This window comes from uncultured Sphingomonas sp., assembly GCF_934560975.1.
Taxonomy (GTDB): Bacteria; Pseudomonadota; Alphaproteobacteria; order Sphingomonadales; family Sphingomonadaceae; genus Sphingomonas_I.
In genome coordinates, this window is the sequence record NZ_CAKTFO010000003.1 from 75,225 (window position 1) to 97,079 (window position 21,855).

The window sequence follows — 21,855 nt, forward strand, 5'->3', positions numbered from 1 at the left end:
CTTGCAGGATGGATGCCGGCCCGCCAGTCGCCCCGGCTCTGCGGCCGGTAGCGTCATCGTCTGTGTGCAGGGAATCGTTGATGTATGCAATCCATCCTGATTGTATGCCTAAACAAAAGGATGTGGGTGAGGACATATGGCAAGGTGGGCGGGGGCGGCCGTGATCGCGCTGGTCGTGACGGTGGCGGGAGCATCGGCGATGCCGACCCTTCCCGATGGAGATTGGTGGAGCTTCGGCCGGGATGAAGGGGGCGGCCGTTTTTCTCCGCTGGCCGAGATAAAGCCGGCCAACGTCGCCCGGTTGCTGCCTATATGGACGTTTGAACTGAAGCCTGCGGACAGCGCCGGCACCCGGTTGCTGGTCAGCAACACGACGCCGCTGGCTGTTGGAGGCACACTCTACCTCGCAAGTCCTTATGGTCGGGTGGTGGCGCTGGATGGCGACAGCGGTGCGCTGCGCTGGAGCTTCGCCTTGGCCGATGGCGATGCAATTGCGGGCCGGGGGATGGACTATTGGCCCGGCGATGCGCGTACCGGCGCGCGCCTGTTCTTTGGCACGCGATCCGGGCGGCTGCTGGCGCTCGATCCGCTGACCGGCCGGCCGCCGGCGGGGTTCACCCCGATCGACCTGAGGACGGCCGAGGTGATGAACGGCACCAATGGCGGCGGTTATCCCGCCGGCTATGCCTATCAGGTCAACAGTGCGCCCGTTCTGTATCGCGACGTGCTGATCACCGGCGCGCGCCTGCAGGAATCGCCGGCGCAGGGGCCGGCGGGAGACATTCGCGGTTGGGACGCACGGACCGGGCGATTGCTGTGGACCTTTCACTCCGTGCCCCAGCCCAGCGAGCGGTTCCACGAGACATGGGGCAGGGGGTGGAAGCGCCGATCCGGCGTCAACGCGTGGAGCGCCCTGTCGGTCGATGCAAAGCGCGGCATCGTCTATGTGCCGTTCGGCGCGCCGGCTTACGACCGGATCGGGGCGGACCGGCCGGGCGCCAACCTGTTCTCCAGCTCTCTGGTGGCGCTGGATGCGCGGACGGGGCGCTACTTGTGGCATTACCAGACCGTCCATCACGACATCTGGGACCTGGACATGCCGACCCAGCCGACCCTGATGGACGTGCGCCGCAACGGCCGCATCATTCCGGCGGTGGTGGCGATGAACAAGTCGGGCTATCTGTTCATCCTTGATCGGGTGACGGGTAAACCGATCTTTCCGGTCAGGGAAACGCCCGTACCGCCAAGCTCCATTGCGGGCGAGCGGGCGTGGCCGACGCAGCCGATTCCTGTCGCACCCGCGCCCTTGATCCGGCAGGCGATGACCGCCGCCGACCTGGCCGACCTGACGCCCGAACATCGGGCTTTCTGCCAGGCGCGCGTCGTGGACGAACATGCCACCTTCGCCGTCCCCTTCGAGCCGCTGCGCAGCGACCATCCGGTGATCCGCGTTCCCGGCAGCGGCGGCGGGCCGAACTGGGGCGGGGGCGCCTATGACCGCAAGCGCGGGCTCTACATCATCAACACCAGCGAACTGCCCAGCGTCGAGCAGATGGGGCAGGACGCACAGGGCAACTGGTACAATGTCGCGCCGCAGCCGATGTGGTTCGGCATGGGCGGCACCCGCATGCCGTGCCAGCGGCCGCCCTGGGGTACGCTGAGCGCGGTAGACGTGCGCGAAGGGCGGATCGCCTGGCAGGTGCCGCTGGGCGTGACCGACAGCTTGCCCGAAGCCTTGAGGGACACAGGGCGGCCCAATGTCGGCGGGCCGCTCGCCACCGCCAGCGGGTTGGTGTTCATCGGTGCGTCCGACGATGCACGCTTTCGTGCGTTTGATGCGGGATCGGGCAGGATCCTGTGGACCTTCCGGCTGGGCGCGTCGGCCCATGCCACCCCGATCAGCTATCGCGGGCGGAGCGGTCGCCAATATGTCGCGATCATCTCGGCCGGCGGATCGTTCTTGGGGAGCGCCAACACCGCCAGCCGGCTGGTTGCCTTTGCCCTGCCGCGCCCCGGCGAGACCGGCGTGGCCGCCGCCGCCACGGCCTCACAGCCGGCCGTGCGCGATGCGCCTCCGCCGACGGTCGCCGCCGCGCCAACCCCCGGCCCAATTGTCCGCTCCGGGGAGTTCGCACCTGGGTCGGAGCGGCCGTTCGTGCAACAGGCCTGCACCGCCTGCCATGTCGCGGCGCAGGTCACCAATCAGCGCAAGTCGCGGGCGGATTGGTCGGCCACGGTCGAAAAGATGGTCGGGTTCGGCGCGCAGGTGCCCGATGCCGAGTTCGACCGCGTGGTCGACTATCTTGCCCGCAACTATCCGGCTGGCTGACCGGCGGCGAGCACGTCCGCAGTCACCCCCGCCACGTCCCGCTGGCCGGTCAGCGCCATCGCCACCGCCAGTTCATGGCGCATCAGCTCCAGCATCCGCGTCACGCCGGCGCCGCCCTGCGCGGCCAGCGCAAAGGCCCATCCCCTCCCGAGCAGCACGCCCCTGGCACCGCATGCGATCGCGCGGAGGATGTCCACGCCCGATCGGATGCCGCCGTCCATCAGCACGTCCGCGCGGCTTCCCACGGCGGTCACCACCGCCGGCAGCGCGGCGATGGCGGAGGGCGCGCCGTCCAGCTGCCGCCCGCCATGATTGGACACGATGATCGTCTCCGCCCCGGCGGTGCAGGCGTCGCGCGCATCGGCCGCGTCCAATATGCCCTTGATCGCCAGCCGTCCGCGCCAGTGCTGGCGCAACCAGTCGAGGTCCGACCAGGTGATGGACGCGTCGAAATTGCGCCCCACCCAGGCGGTGAACTGCGCCAGGCCGGCCCCCTCCGGCATGCGCGGCGCGAAATTGCCGAGCGTATGCGGCCGCCCGTTGATGCCGACATCCCACGCCCAGGCGGGATGACGTGCAATCTCCAACCCGCGTTGCAGCCGCGCGGCCAACCCCTGCTGCCCCGTCAGGCTGCTCCGCACGTCGCGACGGCGCGGGCTGTGCACGATCAGGTCGACGGTCAGCACCAGGGTTTCGACGCCCAGCGCGGCCGTGCGCGCCAGCAGGTCAGCCATGAACGGCCGATCCTTGATCATGTAGAGCTGCAGGATCGGCGGGACAGGGCTGCCGCCCGCCACCTCCTCGATCCCGCAGCAGGCGGAGGAGGAGAGGATGAACGGAATGCCCGCCATGTGCGCCGCTCGGGCCGCCTGTACCTCCCCACGCCTGGCGTACAGACCGGCCAGACCGATCGGGGCGAGCGCCACCGGCATCGACACCGGTTGCCCCAGCAAGGTGGTGGCGAGGCTGATGTCGGTCACGTCGCGCATCACCCGCTGTCGCAGCTTCAGCCGTTGCAGGTCCTCCCCATTGGCCCGCAGCGTTTCCTCCGCATAGGAGCCGCCGTCGATATATTCGAACAGGAAACGCGGCAGCCGCCTGCGCGCCAGTTCGCGAAAGTCGTCGATCGACGCGGGCGTCACGCGCCGGTCCCTATCGTCCGCGCCATGCCGGCTGTTCCTTGGCCAGGAAACTGCGCACGCCCTCGGCAAAGTCCGCGCTGCCATAGATACGTGCGATCAGGTCCGCCATGTCGGGCAGGTCGGTGTATGAGAGGCGGCGCATCGCTTCCTTGCTGACCGCCATGGTCAAGGGCGCATGGGTCAGCAGCCGGTCGATCAAGGCGGCAACGGTGTCATCCAGTTCGGCAGGATCCACCAGCGCGTTGATCAGGCCGAGCGCCTGCATCTCCCCGCCGGTGATGATCTCCGCGCCAAGCAGCATGCGTTTGGCGATGGCGACCCCGGCATGGTGCATCAGGCGAGCATAGCCCCGCTCTGATAGGCAGTTGCCGATCGTGCGCGCCAAAGGTGACCCGAAGCGCGCGCCTATCGCCGCCACCCGAAAGTCGCACGCGAACGACAAGGCCAGGCCGCCGCCCACCGCCCATCCGTCGATGATGGCGATCGTGGGCTGGGGCAGCGCCTCCACCGCGCCGACGTAGGAGTCCATTTCGGCCTCGTAGGCGACGCCTTGTTCGCCATTGGTGAAGGACTGGAAGCCGGCAATGTCGGTGCCCGACACGAACGCCTTGCCGCCCGCCCCACGTAGCGTCACCACCCGCACGTCCGGATCGGCGGCGACGCGGGCGCAGACTTCGCCCAGTTCGCGCCACATGTCCCAGGTCAGGGCGTTATAGGCCGCCGGCCGATCAAACAGGATGCGGCCGACCGCGCCCTGCTTGTCGTAGCGGGTCCGCCCTTCGCTCATGCCCGATCCGCCGTGGCGGGAAGCAGGCCGCGTTCGGCCAGTTCGCGCCGTATCTCCGCGCCATGCTGATCCAGCAAAGGCGGGGGATAGCGCACCGACTGCGGCGTGGCGGACAGCTTCACCGGGAAGCCCAGCGCCTTGAAGCTGCCCTCCACCGGATGCGGAATGTCCTGCACCATCGCGCGTGCCCGGGTATGTTCGCTGGCAAGCGACTGTTCGTAATTGTAGATCGGACCGGACGGCACGCCCGCCGCCAGCAGCGCCTCGACCCAGTGGTTCGCCGGACGCTCGGCAAAGGTCGGGCGCAGCAGCTCGATCAGCTGGCGCGCATTGGCGACACGCGCGCTGTTGTCGGCAAAGCGCGGGTCGTCGTTCAGCTCCGGCCGCCCGATCACGCCCAACAGGGACAGCCACAATTTCTGGTTGGCGGCGGCGAACACGAAATAGCCGTCCGATGCCTGCACCGCCTGGTAGGGGGCGGACATGCGGTTGGCGCTGCCCAGCGGCTTGGGGCTCTTGCCCGTGCCCCACAGTTCGGCGGTCTCCCAGATCGACAGGCCCAACGCAGCCTCGAACAGGGATGCGGTGATGAACTGGCCTTCGCCGGTCCGTTCGCGGCCGATCAGGGCCGACAATATGCCGTAGGCGGCGAACAGCGCCGATCCCAGGTCGCCGACCGGCGTGGTGTTCTTGACCGGTTCCTGGTCCGGCATGCCGACCGCGCTCATCAGGCCGGACATGGCTTGCGCGATCAGGTCATAGCCCGGCCGCATCGCCCACGGTCCGCCCGGTCCGAACCCCGATATGCTGGCATAGATCAGGCGAGGGTTGAGCGCGTGGAGCGTGTCGTAGCCGATGCCCAGCCGGTCGGCCACGCCAGGACGGCCATTCTCCACCACCACGTCGGCGGTTTTCGCCAGCGCGTAGAAGGTGTCGCGATCCTCCGCCGCCTTGAGGTCAAGCACGATGCTGCGCTTGTTGCGGTTGAGCGCGAGGAAGCCGGGGCTGTCGTCGCCCTTCAGCCGGAACCCCATCGAGCGGCGCGAACTGTCGCCGACCACCGGGGGTTCGACCTTGATGACGTCCGCACCCATGTCGCCCAGCAACATGCAGCAGAACGGCCCCGCCATGACCTGCGACACGTCCAGCACCCGGATGCCCGCCAGTGGGAGCGCATCGGTCATCGGATTACCCTCCATGCAGGATCGCACTGCTCCAGCTGGACTAGTCTTGCATGTATCCACAACATGAAAGATGCATACAAGATTGGCGGACGGGAGCAAACGCTGTGTGCGGGCGAGGGTCGCACGTCCGATGTGCGCCGGATGGGGGCGATGCCCGTCATCGCGCCGGCTTGGCCTGGGTGATGGCGATCCCGTTGGACAATGACGGGTCGGGCGGCAGGTCGGCCTGACCGGCCGGGAAGCCGTTGCTCGACAGGATCATCGCCTCGATATCGGCCACCGTCGCTCCGCCGAGCGATCCGGGGTTGTCGAGCGGCATGGTGGTCCTGATGCGGGTGAACAGGGCGCCCGCGCTCTGTCCCTCCCAATTTCCCAGGAACGTGCCCCCGCTGAGCGGTGGGGCGGAGTCGCTGCCGCCCAGCGCATCGCCGTGGCAGGCGGCGCAATGCTGCGCATAGGCGGCCGCACCGCGATCCGCCTGCGCCTGGCTATAGGCGCCGTCCCAGACCGACCTGGCGCCGCCTTGCGACACGGCGATGCCGGGCAGGGCCAACGCCGTCGCGGCCAGCAACCAGGGTGTGACGGACAGGCTCTTCATCACGCATACCTCGTCATCTGCGCCGGTCAGGCTGCCGGCAGTCGAAAGGCGATCAGTTCACCGCTGTAATTGCCGCCGCCGACTGCGATCACGATGTGCTGGCGGCCGTTCAGCATGTAGGTCATGGGGGCGCCGGTCTGGCCCGCCGGCATGTAGACGGCGCCCTTCTGCTCGCCCGTCGCCTTGTCATAGGCGCACAGCATAGCCCCGCGCCGGCCGTCGGGCAGGGTGAACACGCCCGGCTCCCCGCAGATCACCAGGGTCTTGGTCACCAGCGGGCCGACATTGCCGGCGCGGCCGGTCTTGGGGATCTTGAGACCCTTCAGCTTGGGATGGTTGCGGATCTGGTCGGGGGTTTCGCCATGCGGCACCTGCCAGGCGAAGCTGCCGGTCTTGAGGTCGATCGCGGTGATCCGGCCATAAGGGGGTTTTAGCAGCGGCAGCCCCTCCACCGTCAGCACGCCATAGGTGTGCTCGCCCCGCTTCGGCGCCTTGGGCATGCCGCGCACGTTGATGTAGGCGAAGTCGGACAGCTTGGTGTCGTCATTCTTCAGCTCGGTCATCACGTCCGCCGCCGTCTTGGAATAGACATAGACGATGCCGGTCTCCGGGTCCGCACCGCCACCGGGCCAGTTGGTGCCGCCGGTCAGGTTGGGCGCCGTCAGCGTACCCCACGCGCCTTCCGGATCGAACACGGATGCGGGCGTGAAGAGCGGGCCAGTGCGGTAATTCTTGACGTTCTCCAGCGCCTTGGCATGGAGTTCGGGCGTGAAGTCGATCAGGGCATCCGGCGTTACACCCTGCACGTCATAGGCGGGCGGCCTGGACGGGATCGGCTGCGTCGGCGCATACCATTCGCCCGGCACGTCGCCCTTGGGCACCTTGCGTTCCGGGATGGGCCAGACCGGCTTTCCCGTCTCGCGGTTCAGGACGTAGAGGAAGCTCTGCTTGGTCGGCTGGGCCAGCAGCTTCACCACCTTGCCCTTGATCGGTACGTCCAGCAGCATCGCCGCGCACGGTATGTCATAATCCCATAGCCCGTGATGGACGAGCTGGTAGTGCCACTTCCTCTCGCCGCTATCCAGGTCGACCGCGACGATGCTTTCTCCGAACAGGCCCGCGCCGCGCCGATATTGCCCGCCGACGTCGCCGGTCGGCAGCTCGATACCGAGAAAAGCGAGGTTGAGGTCGGCATCGGCCGAAATCTGGCACCACATGCCGGCATTGCCGATCTGGTCGGTGCCGTCGAGCCACGTGTCGTAGCCGACCTCGCCCTTGCGCGGGATGGTGTGGAAGATCCACTTCCGCTTGCCTGTCCGCACGTCGTAACCGCGCACGTAACCGCGCACATTGTCGCGCGTCTTGGGCACGTTGCCGGGCGTATGCGCCGCGCCGACGATCACCGTGTCCTTGGCCACGCACGGAGTGGAGTTCAGGCCCACATCGCTGTCCACCGGATCGATCTGCTGGTCGAAATCCTGTTTCAGGTCGACCACGCCATCGGTGCCGAAGCCGGCGATGCGCTGTCCCGTGCGGGGATCGAGCGCGATCAGGCGATAGCCGATGGTGACGTAGAGCAGCCGCTCCTCCGTCCCATCGGTCCAGTAGGAGACGCCCCGACCCGACAATTGACGCGGGGCCTTGCGCGCGCGCTCCCCTTCATCCTCGCGGTGGATCCACAGCAATTCGCCAGTGGCCGCGTCCAGCGCCACCACGTCGCGCCGGGCGCCGGCCGTGGAGTAGATGACACCGTTGACCACCAGCGGGGTTGCTTCCAGCTGAAAGTCCGAACGCGGGCCGAGCCCGTCCGTCTTGAAGCGCCAGGCGATCTCCAGTTTGTTGAAATTGTCCGCATTGATCTGATCGAGCGGGGCGTAGCGCGTGCTGGCGAGGTCGTTGGCATAATGCAGCCAGTCCGTGTCGCCGGCCGCCCGCTTGCGCGGGCTGATCTGGCCCCAGGCCGGTACGCGCGCCGCCAGCCAGGCGAGCGGAGGCAGCGCCAGCAACGCGCGTCGGGTAAGATCCATGCGATGCTCCTCCGCGATCCTCCCTTGCGATCAGTGCGCCGGTTCGAAATTGTGGAGGATCACCGGGCGGGGATTGATTGGGATGCGCGTGGACATGGGCGCGCTCGGGTCGTTGCCCGGGCGGTGCCAGCGGCCCTTGGCGGCCGCGACAACATCGCCGGGTTCCGACACGAAATAGGGGAAGCCTTCGATCTGGTATCCGACCCGCCCTTCCATGATGAACCAGAACTCGGTCCAGTCGCTATGGAAGTGGCCGCGATTGGTGGCTGGCGGAACGGACTCGGCCGCCTTGCCGCGCAGGATGTTGGACGTGAAATGGTCGTCCCACACGAACTTGCCATTGTGGGGCTTGTCGCCGACCGCGATCGTCTTGAAGAAGTCGACATAGGCCGGGTTGGTGTCGCGGTCCCTGGCCGGGCCGGGATTGCCGGTGACCTTCATGTAGGTGCGACCCGGGTAGGTGTCGGGCGTCTCGCTCGCGGGGTAGAAGGGGGGTGAGTTGGCCTGCCGCACTTCAAACCACAAAGCCGGTTTGTCGCCCACATTCTCGATCGTGTAGACGTGGCGGAACGGCACGCTGACCATGAAGCCCTTGGTGGCGGTGAACGGCTCGACCCCGTCGATCGTCACCTTGACCGATCCGTCCCAGACGATGAACATGACCCGATCGTCGGCAAAGAACCTGGCCTTGGTCGTCTTGCCCTTGCCCAGCGAGACATAATCGGCGTCCTGCTCGTTGTTGCGCAGGATCGGCTGGACCCAGTCGCTCTGTCCGCGATGGGCGGCGAGCACGTCCGACAGCTTCCAATGCACCTTGTTGGGTGCGGTGTAAGCGGTCGGGGTGGTCGGCTTCGGTGCCCAATATTCGCCCGGCATTTTGGGCTGGGTGACCGGCATCGGATCCTCCCGGCCGGAAAATTGCGCGGATGCGGCAAAGGTGGTGCAGATCGCCGCAGCTGCGGCGCCAAGATACAGCAGGCCCTTCATGGCATTCTCCCGATGTGCAGCGCGTGTTCGCGTCTGCTTTGATCCGACCGGCTTACCGCCGTTTGTATGGACAGGTGCAATCTTGTATGCGATCCGTAGGCTCGTCAAGAGAACAATGGCACAAGCCATGATGCCGCCGTCCGTATCATCGGACGCAGAACAGGATGGGGTGAGGGATGATGCGTTCGGGACCGGTGGGGATGATCGCGGCCGTGCTGCTGGCGGCTCCGACGGTGGCGGCGGACTATGTCGCCGATCTCGGCCCGATGCCGCTGGACGACGAAACCAAGGCGGTGATCGCCGGACGGGGCGAGGCCCATGCCACGGTTCGGCAGGGGCGGGTGGACGTGCGCGGCAGCTTCAAGGGACTGCCGTCGCCAGCGACCGCGGTCCACATCCTGCTGAGCCCCGCCATCGGCGTGCCCGGTACCCGCATCCTGTCGCTGGACCTGTCCGGTCAGACCGAAGGTACCTTTTCCGGCAACATCCGGCTGAACGGCAGGCAGGCGGCGGCACTCCGCACCGGACGGCTCTATGTCCAGGTCGACAGCGAAAAGGCGCCGCCCGGCTATAGCTGGGGCTCGAAGGGCACGTTGTGGGGGTGGCTGCTGCCGGCCCATTCGACGGCGGGGCAGGGCGTGCCGCAGCAGGGGCATTGGTTTCTGCCGCAGCTCGACACGCCGGCACGCTGAATGGGGCAGGGACGATGACGATCCGCTCCACCTCCGGCCTGTTGCTAGCCGCCGCTACTACCGCTCTGGCCGTCAGCATCGCCACCGGGCAGGAGGCTGCCGGCACCTTCACCCGGGATCAGGTGACGGCGGGTCGCGCCGCCTATGCGGACCAATGCGGCATCTGCCACCAGCCCGATCTGAGCGGCGCAACCGATGCGCCGGCACTGGCGGGCACGTCCTTCATCAACGTCTGGGGCAAGCGGCCAGTGGCGGCCCTGTACAGCAAGATCCATGCCTCCATGCCGTATGGTCGGGGCGGCAGCCTGGACGATGCGACCTATGCCGCGATCGTCTCCTACATTCTGTATGCCAACGGCGTGCCGGCGGGCACGTCTCCATTCGACAAGGCGACGCAGACCCTGTTGGGACCCTTGGCGAGCGGCAAGGCGCCGGCCGATGCATTTGCCGAGGCCGCGCCCGCCAGCGATGTCGCGGGTGCCGGACCGGCGCCGCGCAGCGCTGCCTCGCAGACCGCCCAGATTGCCGGCGCCAAGGAAGCCGCGCCCGCCAACGGTCCGGGCGGATCGCCGGCACCGGCGACCTCGGCCGGTTTTGCCGCGCCGGGGCAGACGGTGCGCTACGCCGATCCGGGCCGCTTCGTGCTGCCGACCAAGCTGGGGTTGAGCGTCAAGGGCAGCATTCAGGATTATGTGCCGGTGACCGACGCGATGCTGCGCGATCCGCCGCCGGGCGACTGGCTGATGTTCCGGCGCAACTATGCCGGGTGGAGCTTCAGCCCACTGTCGCAGATCGACGCGGACAATGTCGGCCAGCTGCAGCTCAAGTGGATGTGGTCGATGCCGGAAAACGGCACCATGGAGGACACGCCCATCGTCCATGGCGGGATCATGTACATGTGGGGGGTCGGCAACGTCATCCAGGCGCTGGATGCAGGCAATGGCGAGTTGCTGTGGGAAAACCGGCTCGGCCCCTTTCCCAAGAGCGCCGGACCCGGCCCGTCCTCGGTCGAGACGCGGGCGATGGGGCTGTTCGGCACCAACCTCTACGTCAACACGCCCGAAGGCTGGGTCCATGCGCTGGACGCGCGTACCGGCGACGAGGTGTGGAAGACCCACATCACCGACAACAAACCCGGCATCGGCTATTCCACCGGCGGTCTGATGATCATCAAGGGGCGGGTGGTCGTCGGCATGACCAATTGCGGGCGCAAGGGCACGCCCGATCATTGCTACATCAGCGCCTATGACGCGAAAACCGGCAAGCGCGACTGGACCTTCACCACCGTTGCCCTGACCGGGCAGCCCGGCGGGGACAGCTGGGGCGGCATGGCCGACAACGACCGCAAGGGCGGCGAGGCATGGATCGCCGGCACCTACGATCCGGACCTCAACACCACCTATTGGGGCACGGCGCAGGCCAAGCCGTGGCGACGGGACGAGCGAAAGTCGGGCAGCGGTGCCACCGATTATGCCAATTCCACACTGGCGCTCGATCCCGACACCGGCACGCTCAAATGGTGGTTCAATCACGCGCCGGGCGAGACGTTCGACCTGGACGAGGTGTTCGAGCGCGTCCTGATCGACCATGGCGCGCAGAAGACGCTGATGACCATCGGCAAGCCCGGCATTCTGTGGAAGCTGGACCGGGTTACCGGCAAATATCTCGGCTCGGCGCAGACCGTGTTCCAGAACGTCTTCACCAGCATCGATCCGAACACGGGACGGCCGACCTATCGCCAGGACGTGATCGCGCAAAAATCGGACGATTGGCTGGCCTCCTGCCCCGGCCCGGAAGGGGGGCATAACTGGCAGGCGATGAGCTACCATCAGCCGACCGACGCGCTGATCATTCCGCTCAGCCAAAGCTGCGTGCTGATGCTGGGCAATGGCAGCCAGGTCTACTACGAGATGCCGGGCAGCGACGGCAATCTCGGCCGGCTGTCCGCCTATCGCACCGACGACATGAAGCCGCTCTGGTCGTTCCAGCAGCGCGCGCCGTTCCTGACCTCCGTGGTGTCCACCGCCGGCAACCTCGCCTTTGTGGGCGATTTCGACCGCGTGTTCCGGGCGGTGGACGTGCGGAACGGACGCACCTTGTGGAAAGTGCGGCTGGGCACCACCGTGCAGGGCTTTCCCGTGTCGTTCAGCGTCGATGGCAAGCAATATATCGCCGTCACCACGGCGTTGGGCGGCGGCAGCCCGCAGCTGAAGCCCGGTACCATGCTGACGGAGGTGCATCGTCCCGTGACCGGCTATGCCGTCTACGTGTTCGGCTTGCCCGAGGCGCGGTAAGGCATCCGACGCTACCCCGAATGCGCTAAATGGCGATGTCCTGGTTGGGGGCGAGCCGGAGCTGGCGAGGCGGCTGGCCGGGCAAGTCGAGGGTGACGCTTTGCGGATCGATCGCGATGCCGCGCACTGCCACCGGAGTGCCGTCGTCGCGCGTCACCAGCCGCACGGCGCCGCCCCGCACCCGTGCGATCTCCCTCCCGTCCATTCCCAGGGTCGCCACCGGCCCATCGTAGCGCATTTCGACCTTCCGTTTCCCATCGGTCCGCAGCGCAAGCCTGGTGCCCTGTGCGGCGGGGTGATGCGGGCGGACGTTCCAGTGGAGCAGGTCGCCGTCGGCGCGGACGCCCACCAGCCGCCAGGTATAATCCAGCATCACCAAAGCCGCCGGCGAGTAGCCGGGCTGGTCCTGCTGCGTGAAGCGCCCGGTGAGCGGATCCACCTGCTGCCGCATGGAGGAGTCCGCCTGGATCGCGTCGCACCACGCATCCATCATGGTGGTGAATTCGGCCGATCGCCGGTAATGGTCGAACCAGCGGCCGGCGCGCAGCGCGGTCAGCGCCTGGGCGGCACCGCCCCAGCTGTTGGCGGGTATCGGCCTGACGAAGCTGGGATCGTCCAGCGCGATCGAGGGTAGCGGCACCGGGCTCCAGAAGGCCTCGGGATTGCCGAGCTGTTGCTGCCAGATGTGGTCGAACGTCGCCTGGTCGACGACATGCTCGCCGCACACCCGGCTGATCACGTCCCCCCGGATACGCACGAAGCGGCCCTGCGGATCGCGATCGTAGAAGGCCGCATCCTCGGCGCTGTACAGGCGCGACAGGATCAGGCGGCGCATCGTCTCCGCCGATTCTTCCCAGCGATCCGCTTCCGCACCGCGCCCCAGCGCGCGGGCCATGGCGGCAAGCGCCCGCCGCCCGCCGAACACCGTGGCGGACAAATCAGGGCAGAGGCGGGGCAGGGCGGCCAGGGGATGGTGCGCGGCGGCGTCCTTGTTGGGGCATTGATTGGGCAGGCCGGCCCAGCGCGGGCTGTTGTCGTGCCCTGTATCATAGGTGCAAAATCCCTCGACCAGTCCGGTGCCGCGCGTGTTGCGGTGGCGCACCAGCCACCCGTCCCAGGCCGCACAGGCGCGATAGGCCTGTGCCAGCAACGCATCGTCGCCGGTGGCCTGCGCCAGTTCCCACGCCGTGGCGGCGATCGGCACCACCATCTGGATCTGGCCGAACCCCGTTTCCGCAACCTTGTTGTTGGCCGGCAACTGCCCGTTGGCGCGCTGGAGATCGAAAAAGGTGGTTTGGCTGTTGCGCGCCACGTCGGGTCGCCAGTGGCGATAAACCAGCGCCTCGTGCGGGCCGCATTCCTGCCAGATGCCCTGGTATGTCGCGCCCTCGATCAGCACGGGCGCGCTGACATACGGCATGACGCGGACATTGCCGGCGAGCACCGCCAGCGCCTTGTCATACGCCGCCTGCCAGCCGGCATTGGCGGTGTGGAAGATCGGGGCGCCGCTGTCGGCACTCGAAGACTGCGCGCGCGTCGCCTGGGGCAGCAAGGCCGCGGCGGCGGCGCTGCCGGCCAGAAACGCACGGCGGTCCACGGCCACGCTCATGGATTCACCGGCTGGTGATCCACCCGCACCCAGTCGATGTCGACCGCGCCGGCGGATTTCGTCTTGTTGAAGCTGAACAGAGCCGGGCGCGATCCCTTCCACCAGGAAAAGCGCGCCAGCCATGTCGGCGGACCCAGGGGTATGAACCGGCGGCCTCCATCCGCCCTGTAGGCATAACGCACCACCTGATCCTCGCCGATGTCCGCACGAAGTTCGATCACGGCGTTGCGCAGGGCGGGCCCGGCGGTTTCCACGCCTTCGCTGGCAAAGGTGACGCGGCTGACCCCGCCGCTCCGCACGATGCCGATCCAGCTCGGGCGGGCGCCGAACAGCGACAGGCCGGCGCGCTGCCCGTCCGCCATCCGGCTGGTGTCGAAGTGGGCGGTGACGATGCTCGCCGGCCCTTGCAGTACCTGGGTCAGCGTGTTGCGCGCGGTCACCAGATATTGGGCGGGCAGGGCGTTCAGCCTGAGCCAGCCGGGACGGGCCCGGAGGCTCCAGGCGGTATCGTGCGGATTGTGGTTCCACGACCATTGCAGCCCCAGCCGGGGCGAGGCGAACGTGTCGGACGCCTGCAACTGGTCTGTCGTCGGTACGCTGCCGGTCGCGGGAACGGCGTGGGTCAGAACCGGCTGGCCGGCGCTGCGGTCCGGGATCGGGCTGCCGATGATCGGCCAATCGTCCCGCCATTGCATCGGCTGCAGGTGGACGATCCGCCCAAAGGCACCTGTCTGATTGAAGTGGAGGAACCAGCTTTCGCCTGACGGCGTCTCCACCCAGCCGCCCTGGTGCGGGCCCTGGATCGGGGTCGTGCCGGGCTCCAGCACGGTGCGCCATTCATACGGGCCGTCGATCCGGCGCGCGCGTCCCACGGCTTGCGGGCCGGTGCCGACGCCGCCGATAGGCGCGAAGATGTAGTACCAGCCGTTGCGCTTGTAGAGCTTGGGCCCTTCCAGCACGGGCAGGTTGATCTTGTCCTCCGCGATCAGCACGCCGTCGTCGAGGATACGGGTGCCGTCCGGCGACATGCGGTGCAGGATCAGCGGACCCGCGCCCAGCTTGGAGTGGACCAGCCAGGCTTGGCCGTCATCGTCCCAAAACGGGCAGGGGTCCTCCAACCCGGCTTGCGCGATGACCTGGACCGGCTTGGACCAGGGACCGGCCGGATCCTCGGCGGTGGCCATGAAGATGCCTTCGTCCGGCGTCGGCCAGTAGACGTAGAACAGGCCGTCATGGTGCCGGATGCTGGGCGCCCACACGCCGCTGGCATATTTGGTGCCGCCGATCGGCTTGGTGGTGGCATCGGTCAGCAGGTGCGGACCGGGCATGTCATAGTCTCGCGCGAACGGCAGCTTGGGGAGGACATGGCCGACGATGGACCAATGGACCAGGTCGCGCGAATGCAGCACGGGAATGCCCGGCGAGAAGTGGAAGCTGGAGGCGATCAGGTAATAATCGCTGCCGACGCGCACCACGTCCGGATCGGAATAATCGGCGAATAGCACCGGGTTGCGGTAGGTCGCCGGCGCAGGCGCGGCCGTGGCCTGCACCGACAAAGCGGCGGCCGCGATCGCGAGGAGGGGGACGCGCATCAGACCTCCATCCTGTTGCCATAGCCGATCACGATCGTCGCCACGATCAGCAGGGCGATGCCGCCCCACACCTGTGCGCGGACGCTCGTCGTCGCGCTCCGCCACTCGCGGAATGCGAAGCCCCACAATGTCCCGAAGATGATGATGGATGCCATGTGCAGCGTCCAGGACGAAAAGCCGAAGCGGCCCATCTGGCTTTCGCCCATCGTGTAGAAGAAGAATTGCAGGTACCAGGCAAGCCCGGCGAGCGCGCACAGCATGTAGTTGGACAGGAGGGGAGGGCGCTGCGTTACGCCAGGGTCGCCCAAATCGCCGGGTTCGGCGATCGGGCGGGTCCTGCCGAGCCACTGGCCGGCGCTGCGGTTGCGCGCCATCAGGATCGCGCACCAGATGCCGTTGGTGACGAGGCCGCCGGCCATGACCAGGCACAGCACAGGGAGTCCGGTCCAAAGCGGGCCGGTGCCGGCCGCCGCGGACAGCGTCCTGATCGGCTGACCGGCGGCGAGTCCGAAAGCGAAGCAGGACGACATGATGCCGGAAAAGCAGGCGACCAGGATCCCCTTCCTGAAATCGAACTCGGCAACGGCTGCGCGCTTGGCTTCGGCCGACAGCGCGGCATCCTTGCGCGCGCCGGCGGCGGCCACGACGATGATCCCCGACAGGGTGAACACCAGACCCAGCAGGATGATCCGGCCGCTGTCCGTCGCCAGCAGCTTGGCCGCGAAATCGCCCTGCACAAGCGGCGGGATCAGCGTGCCGAACACGGTGCACAGGCCCAACACGACCGCCGTACCCAGCGACAGGCCAAGATAGCGCATCGTCAACCCGTAGGTCAGCCCGCCAAAGCCCCACAAGGCGCCGAACAGGATCGGCCGCAGCAAGACGGAGGCAGGCGCGGCGGCGATCACGCCCAGCAGGTCGCGGGTTTGCAGCGAGGCGAACAGCCACGGCGCGATCAGCCAAGACACGATCCCGCCCGTGAGCCAGAACACCTCCCACGACCATCCCCTTACCCGGCGGTATGGCACGTAGAAGCTGGCGGATGCGATGCCGCCCAGCCAGTGAAAGCCGACGCCGAGCAGCGGATCGGGCGTCATTGCGAACCTCCGGACAGGTTGATGCCGAGCCGGTAGAGCCGGTTGGCGTTGCCGGCGAACATCGCCTGCCGTTCGCCCAGCACCATGTCGGCAACGGCATCGTGCAGGGTGGCGAGTGTCTCGTCGAAGGTGGCGAACAGGCGATCGGTCGGAAAGTCGCTTGCCATCATCACCCGTTCGGGGCCGAACAGGTCGATCGCGGCGCGTATCCGATCGCGTGCGGCGGATGCATCCCACGGCTTCACCGCGAAGCCGAGACCGGAAATCTTGATCGCGACATGGGGCAGGGGCGCAAGCGCGCGCAAGCCGGTCAGCCAGTCGCCCACTCCGTCCACGCCCATCCCGGCATGGTTCACGAAGACAGGAATGTCCGGGTGTCGCGCGATCAGCGGCGCAAGCGCGGCCAGCTGGGCAGGATAGGCTTGCAGGTCGAACGACAGGTCGTGCCGCGCCAGTGCGGCGTATCCGCGCCGCCAGGCGGGATCGCCGGTCAGGTCGCGGGGCGTGTAGCTATGCTGCGGATCGGGATGCCAGCTGACGATCTGCCGGATGCCCCGCACGCGGGAGCGGGTCGCCTGCGCCGCCAGCGACGCTTCCACATGCAGCCCGTCGAGGGCCGCAAAAGCGACGATCCCGTCGGGCGCGCCCGCGTCCGCGTTCAGCTGCTGGAGCCAGTCGGTCTCCGCCAGAGCCTGATCGGCTGCCGCCCCCGCTTCCACATGGACCATCCCCACCACATTCCAGCGGTGCGCCTCGGCCCGATACGCGTCCGTGCCGTAATGGGACGCGATCGACGCGACGTTGCCGTTGGGCCCATCGTCCGAAAAGGGCGGGGTGAGCCAGGTATAACGAAGGTGCGCCAGGTCCCAGAAATGGACATGCGCATCGATAAACGGGAGGGTGTCGCTATCCGCCATTCGGCTATCCTCTCGCAGCAGGCGCCCCCGGCTATTGCCGTGGGGTGCATCGTCGTCAGAAGGTGGTTCGTCCTCCCGACGTGTCGAATGTCGCGGCGGTTGTGAAGCTGCATTCCTCCGACGCCATGAAGCAGATCATCGCGGCGGATTCCTCCACCTCGCCCAGGCGTCCCATCGGGATCTTGCCGCGCATGTAGCTGACCTGGCTTTCCGGCAATTGCTCCAGGATCGGGCTTTCAAACGTCGCCGGGGTGATGGCGTTGGCGACGATGCCGCCGGGTCCGCCCTTGCCGGCCAGTTCCTTGCCCAGCGACTTGGTGAATCCGATCACCGCGGCCTTGGACGCCGAATAGGCCGACGCATTGGGATTGCCTTCCTTGCCCGCCACCGACGCGACGTTGACGATCCGGCCATAGCCGCCGTCCAGCATCAACGGCACCACTGCGCGATTGCAATGGAACAGGCCGGTCAGGTTGGTGTCGATCACCCGTCGCCAGCTGTCCAGCGGATATTCGTGCACCGGGGCGGTGGCACCGGTGATGCCGGCCGAGCAGATCAGGATGTCGACCCGGCCGAGCGCGGCATGGCTTGCGGCGGTGGCCCGCTCCACCGCAGCCGGATCGGCCACGTCCAGCACCTCCCTGTGCGCTGCCCCGATCTCGGCATGGATCGCCGCCAGCGGAGCCTCGTTCAGATCCCACAGGGCGACGCGACCGCCCTCCGCGACGATGCGCGCGGCGACGGCCCTGCCAAGCCCGGACGCGGCGCCGGTGACGATGGCGGTGCGGCCGGCGAAGCGGCCGGCGAAGATCGTCATGCCGCCGCACCCGTGCGGGGATGCTGCCACGCAACGACCTGCTGGGTCTGCTCGCCCAAGCCGTCGATGGCGAGGTGCATGGTGTCGCCGGCCTTCAGGAACACGGCGTCGGGCTTGCGTCCTTCGCCCACCCCCGGCGGGGTGCCGGTGATCAGGAGGTCGCCGGGCTCCAGCGTCACATATTCGCTGACATAGGCAATCAGCTCGTCCAGCGGGAAGATCATCGTGCGGGTATTTCCCGACTGCATCCGCTCGCCATTCACATCCAGGCGCATGGCAAGGTGCTGCGGATCGCCGACCGCATCCGGCGTGACCAGCCACGGGCCGACCGGGCAGAATGTGTCATGCCCCTTGCCCTTGGACCATTGGGTGCCGCGCTGCTTCTGGTTGAAGCGTTCCGACAGGTCGTTGACCAGCACATAGCCGGCGACATGGTCGAGCGCCTCGGCACGTTCCACATATTGGCAGCGTTTGCCGATCACCACGCCCAGCTCCACTTCCCAGTCGGCATGGGTCGATCCGCGCGGCAGCATCACGGGATCGTTCGGCCCGCTCAGGCTGGACAGGGACTTCATGAACATCATCGGTTCGGACGGGATCGGCAGGTTCGATTCGATCGCGTGATCGCGATAGTTCAGCCCGATCGCCACGATCTTGCCGATGCCGGCCACCGGCACGCCATAGCGGGGCGCGCCCTCTACCAGCGGCAACGTATCGGGATCGATCTCGCGCAGGAGGGCGAGGCTGTCGATCCGGATGTCGGCGACCACGCCGGACAGGTCGCGGATGCGGCTGGAGTGATCCACCAACCCCGGCTTTTCGGCACCGGCAGGACCGTAGCGGCACAACTTCATCGGGGGCGTCCTCAGTGCGTGTAGGGGCGATGCAGCGCGACGTCGGGATTGAGCGTCACGCCGAAACCGGGCTTGTCGAGCGCGGACACGGGCATGCGTCCGTTTTCCGGCACCGGTTCGCCCAGGAGCTGCGGTGCGAACATCGGCACGATTTCCGTCGGCCCCGGATGCATCATCAGGAACTCGGCGAAGGGCGAGTTGTGGCGCGTGATCACGAAATGGTAGCTGTAGACGGAGGAGCCGTGCGGCACGACCAGCTTGCCGCGCGCATCGGCCAGCGCGCTGATCTTGAGCAATTCGGTGATGCCGCCGCACCAGCCGACATCGGGCTGGATGATGTCGCAGCATTCCATCTCCAGCAGCATGCGGAAGCCCCAGCGGGTCGCCTCATGCTCGCCCGTGGTGACCAGCATGCCGCGCGGCACGTTGCGGCGCAGCTCCGCATAGCCCCAATAATCGTCGGGGCTGATCGCCTCCTCGATCCACTTCAGCCCATGTTCGTGGCAGGCGATCGCCAGGCGCGTGGCGTAGTCCACGTCCAGCGCCATCCAGCAATCGTACATCAGCCAGAAATCCGGGCCGCATCTTTCACGCATCTCGGCCAGCAGCGCGACATTCTTGCGCAGCCCCTCCGCACCCTCGGCCGGGCCATGGTGCAGCGGCAGCTTGCCCCCGATGAAGCCGAGTTCCCGGGCGACGTCCGGGCGTGCGCCGGTCGCGTAGAATTGCAGCTCGTCGCGCACCGCGCCGCCGAGGAGGCGATAGACCGGTTCGTCCCGCAGCTTGCCGATCAGGTCCCACAGCGCCAGGTCCACACCGGAAATGGCGTTGATCACCAGGCCCTTGCGACCGTAATATTGGGTCGAGAAGTACATCTGGTCCCAGATCTTCTCGGTTTCCGTGGGGTCGCGGCCCTCCAGGAAGCGGGCCAGGTGACGCTCGACGATGTAGCAGGCCGGTTCGCCGCCGGTAGTGACGGCAAAGCCCGTGACGCCATTCTCCGCCTCGATCTCCACCACCAAAGTGCCCAGCACGTTGATGCCGAAGCTCTGCCGGGATGCGCGATATTCGGGATAGCGCGCCATCGGCGTGGCGATGTGATCGTCGATCCAATGGCCTCCGCCCTGATCGTGATAGTCGGCGCCGCCGCCACGCACGGTGAAAGCGCGAACATGCTTGATCCGCGGAAAGCCCATCAGCGTCCTCTATCCGTCAAAAGGGCGGGCATCTCGTTCCACCATGCGGTACAACCGTCATCGATGCGGTACAATCAGCCGCGCAAGGGCCCTATTGCTCCCTGTTAATTTCCATATTATGGGAATGGATACTAGTAAATGAGAAAACCTACGTCAAATGCTGTTTCACCCGATCACGCTTCGGACAAGGGGGCACGCACCGCGTCGGGCAGCCAGACATTGCTTCGGGGGCTGGATGTGATCGAGGCGGTGGTGAACGGTCCGGTGCCGCTGGCGGAGCTTGCGTCCGGCCTGGGCCTGACGCGCTCCACCGCGCATCGGCTGGCGACCGCGCTGATCGAGCGCCGTTACCTTACCTTCACCCCGCGGCTGGGTTATCAGTTCGGGCCCAAGCTGCTCGAACTGGGCTTCGCGGCACAGCGGCAGACCGACATCGTCCAGGTGGCGCGGCCGCATCTGGAGGAACTCGCCGCCCAGACCGAAGACACGGTTCACATCGGCGTGCGCGACCACGATCGGGCGCTCTACCTCGACAAGATTTCAGGCCGCCGCCGGGTGGAGATCAGCAGCCGCATCGGCGATCGCCAGCCGCTGACGGCCACCGGGCTCGGCAAGGCGCTGCTGCTGGACGATCCCAGCGCGGACTGGGCGCAGCTGGTGGCGGAGGATCGCCGGGCCGGCGCGCGCGAGATCGATTATGCGACCTGGGCAACGCGGATGCAGGCCTATGTTGCCGATGGCTTTGCCTACGATCTTGAAGAGAATGAGGACCTGATCCGCTGCGTCGCGGCGCCCCTTCGCGATGCGAGCAGCCGGATCGTCGGCGCGATCAGCGTGTCCAGCGCCGCGCAATATATGGACGATGACCGCATGGCGCGGCTGGCGGGGGAGGTGCGCGACACCGCCATCGCGATCAGCCGCGACCTTGGCTGGTCGGGCTCCAAGGAGAAACCGGACATGGGAGCGGCATGATGTTACTCGACGGCAAGGTCGTGCTCGTGACCGGCGCATCGGCCGGCATCGGCCGGGCGGCGGCGATCGGCGCGGCACGGCACGGGGCGGACGTCGCCATCAACTTCGCCCGCGATCAGGCGGGCGCGGACGACGTCGTGGCCGCGATCGAGGCGCTGGGCCGGCGTGCCATCGCGGTGCAGGGCGATGTTGCCGATCCCGAAACCGCCCGCGACTTCATCGCCAAGGCAGTGGATGCGTTCGGTCGGACAGACGTATTCGTCAACAATGCCGGCATCTGTCCGTTTCACGCATTCCTCGACATGCCGGTGGAGACGTTCGAGCGGACCATGCGCGTCAACCTGCACGGCGCCTATTTCATGGTCCAGGCGGCCGCCAACCAGATGGTGCAACAGGGGGATGGCGGCGCGATCGTCGCGGTGTCGTCCATCTCCGCTCTGGTCGGCGGCGAGTTCCAGACCCACTACACGCCGACCAAGGCCGGGGTGCATTCACTGATGCAGTCCGCCGCGATCGCGCTGGGCAGACACGGCATACGCTGCAATTCGGTGCTGCCCGGCACGATCCTGACCGATATCAACAAGGACGACCTGGCCGACGCGGACAAGCGTGCGCGCATGGCCGCCCGCGTGCCGCTCGGCCGGTTGGGCGAGCCCGACGATCTCGCCGGTCCGATCATATTCCTCGCCTCCGACCTGGCTCGCTACGTTACCGGGGCGGCCTTGCTGGTCGACGGCGGCGCGTTCGTGAACCTGCAATAG

General features: G+C 67.3%; 18 protein-coding genes. 5 read left to right on the forward strand and 13 right to left on the reverse strand.

Annotated elements, in window-relative coordinates; translation table 11 throughout:
- Positions 1-136 precede the first annotated feature (136 nt).
- Complete coding sequence (locus Q0D93_RS03510; RefSeq protein ID WP_294391478.1) at positions 137-2,329, forward strand: PQQ-binding-like beta-propeller repeat protein; 2,193 nt, start codon at positions 137-139, stop codon at positions 2,327-2,329.
- Here the strand turns inward: Q0D93_RS03510 and Q0D93_RS03515 are convergent.
- From Q0D93_RS03515 to Q0D93_RS03540, 6 genes are all read right to left on the reverse strand, one after another.
- The gene (locus Q0D93_RS03515; protein ID WP_294391480.1) at positions 2,314-3,471 is read right to left on the reverse strand and encodes an L-lactate dehydrogenase; all 1,158 of its coding nucleotides are present in this window, start codon (positions 3,469-3,471) and stop codon (positions 2,314-2,316) included. The genes Q0D93_RS03510 and Q0D93_RS03515 overlap by 16 nt on opposite strands.
- A gap of 10 nt (positions 3,472-3,481) precedes the next feature.
- Positions 3,482-4,258 carry an enoyl-CoA hydratase gene (locus Q0D93_RS03520; RefSeq protein ID WP_294391482.1) on the reverse strand — a complete coding sequence of 259 codons (777 nt, stop codon included), beginning with the start codon at positions 4,256-4,258 and terminating at the stop codon, positions 3,482-3,484.
- On the reverse strand, positions 4,255-5,442 hold the full coding sequence (locus tag Q0D93_RS03525) for a CoA transferase (protein ID WP_294391483.1): 1,188 nt from the start codon (positions 5,440-5,442) through the stop codon (positions 4,255-4,257). Before Q0D93_RS03525 ends, Q0D93_RS03520 begins: the two co-directional genes overlap by 4 nt.
- A 157-nt stretch (positions 5,443-5,599) precedes the next feature.
- Entirely contained in the window at positions 5,600-6,040 is a 441-nt protein-coding gene (locus Q0D93_RS03530; RefSeq protein WP_294391485.1) for a c-type cytochrome, read from the reverse strand.
- A 26-nt stretch (positions 6,041-6,066) separates the two neighbouring features.
- Positions 6,067-8,067: a PQQ-binding-like beta-propeller repeat protein gene (locus Q0D93_RS03535; protein WP_294391487.1), complete on the reverse strand. Its 2,001-nt coding sequence runs from the start codon at positions 8,065-8,067 to the stop codon at positions 6,067-6,069.
- Between the two features lie 30 nt (positions 8,068-8,097).
- A complete protein-coding gene (locus Q0D93_RS03540; RefSeq protein WP_294391490.1) occupies positions 8,098-9,054 on the reverse strand; it encodes a cupin domain-containing protein in 957 nt (318 codons plus the stop codon).
- Between the two features lie 176 nt (positions 9,055-9,230).
- Here Q0D93_RS03540 and Q0D93_RS03545 point away from each other — a divergent pair, with 176 nt between their 5' ends.
- Together Q0D93_RS03545 and Q0D93_RS03550 are read left to right on the forward strand one after the other, a co-directional pair.
- Positions 9,231-9,746, forward strand: coding sequence for a CHRD domain-containing protein (locus Q0D93_RS03545; protein ID WP_294391493.1), 516 nt, complete (start codon positions 9,231-9,233; stop codon positions 9,744-9,746).
- A gap of 14 nt (positions 9,747-9,760) precedes the next feature.
- Positions 9,761-12,040: a PQQ-binding-like beta-propeller repeat protein gene (locus Q0D93_RS03550; RefSeq protein ID WP_294391495.1), complete on the forward strand. Its 2,280-nt coding sequence runs from the start codon at positions 9,761-9,763 to the stop codon at positions 12,038-12,040.
- A 25-nt stretch (positions 12,041-12,065) separates the two neighbouring features.
- Here Q0D93_RS03550 and Q0D93_RS03555 read toward each other — a convergent pair whose 3' ends face one another.
- Genes Q0D93_RS03555 through rhmD form a run of 7 tightly spaced genes read right to left on the reverse strand, consistent with a single transcriptional unit; the run spans position 12,066 to position 20,122 of the window.
- Positions 12,066-13,649, reverse strand: coding sequence for an alpha-L-rhamnosidase (locus tag Q0D93_RS03555; RefSeq protein ID WP_294391498.1), 1,584 nt, complete (start codon positions 13,647-13,649; stop codon positions 12,066-12,068).
- Positions 13,646-15,241: a glycoside hydrolase 43 family protein gene (locus Q0D93_RS03560; RefSeq protein WP_294391499.1), complete on the reverse strand. Its 1,596-nt coding sequence runs from the start codon at positions 15,239-15,241 to the stop codon at positions 13,646-13,648. Before Q0D93_RS03560 ends, Q0D93_RS03555 begins: the two co-directional genes overlap by 4 nt.
- Entirely contained in the window at positions 15,241-16,338 is a 1,098-nt protein-coding gene (gene rhaT, locus Q0D93_RS03565) for an L-rhamnose/proton symporter RhaT (RefSeq protein ID WP_294391501.1), read from the reverse strand. The genes Q0D93_RS03560 and rhaT overlap by 1 nt, the downstream gene beginning before the upstream one ends.
- Complete coding sequence (locus Q0D93_RS03570) at positions 16,335-17,255, reverse strand: amidohydrolase family protein (protein ID WP_294391503.1); 921 nt, start codon at positions 17,253-17,255, stop codon at positions 16,335-16,337. Before Q0D93_RS03570 ends, rhaT begins: the two co-directional genes overlap by 4 nt.
- Positions 17,256-17,310: 55 nt before the next feature.
- Positions 17,311-18,072, reverse strand: coding sequence for an SDR family NAD(P)-dependent oxidoreductase (locus tag Q0D93_RS03575; RefSeq protein WP_294391505.1), 762 nt, complete (start codon positions 18,070-18,072; stop codon positions 17,311-17,313).
- Complete coding sequence (locus Q0D93_RS03580) at positions 18,069-18,926, reverse strand: fumarylacetoacetate hydrolase family protein (RefSeq protein ID WP_294391507.1); 858 nt, start codon at positions 18,924-18,926, stop codon at positions 18,069-18,071. The genes Q0D93_RS03575 and Q0D93_RS03580 overlap by 4 nt, the downstream gene beginning before the upstream one ends.
- Positions 18,927-18,937: 11 nt before the next feature.
- Positions 18,938-20,122 (reverse strand): L-rhamnonate dehydratase, encoded by a 1,185-nt coding sequence (gene rhmD / locus Q0D93_RS03585; protein WP_294391509.1) that lies wholly within the window; start codon positions 20,120-20,122, stop codon positions 18,938-18,940.
- Positions 20,123-20,260: 138 nt separating this feature from the next.
- Here rhmD and Q0D93_RS03590 point away from each other — a divergent pair, with 138 nt between their 5' ends.
- On the forward strand, positions 20,261-21,094 hold the full coding sequence (locus Q0D93_RS03590) for an IclR family transcriptional regulator (protein WP_294391511.1): 834 nt from the start codon (positions 20,261-20,263) through the stop codon (positions 21,092-21,094).
- Positions 21,091-21,855, forward strand: coding sequence for an SDR family NAD(P)-dependent oxidoreductase (locus tag Q0D93_RS03595; RefSeq protein WP_294391514.1), 765 nt, complete (start codon positions 21,091-21,093; stop codon positions 21,853-21,855). Before Q0D93_RS03590 ends, Q0D93_RS03595 begins: the two co-directional genes overlap by 4 nt.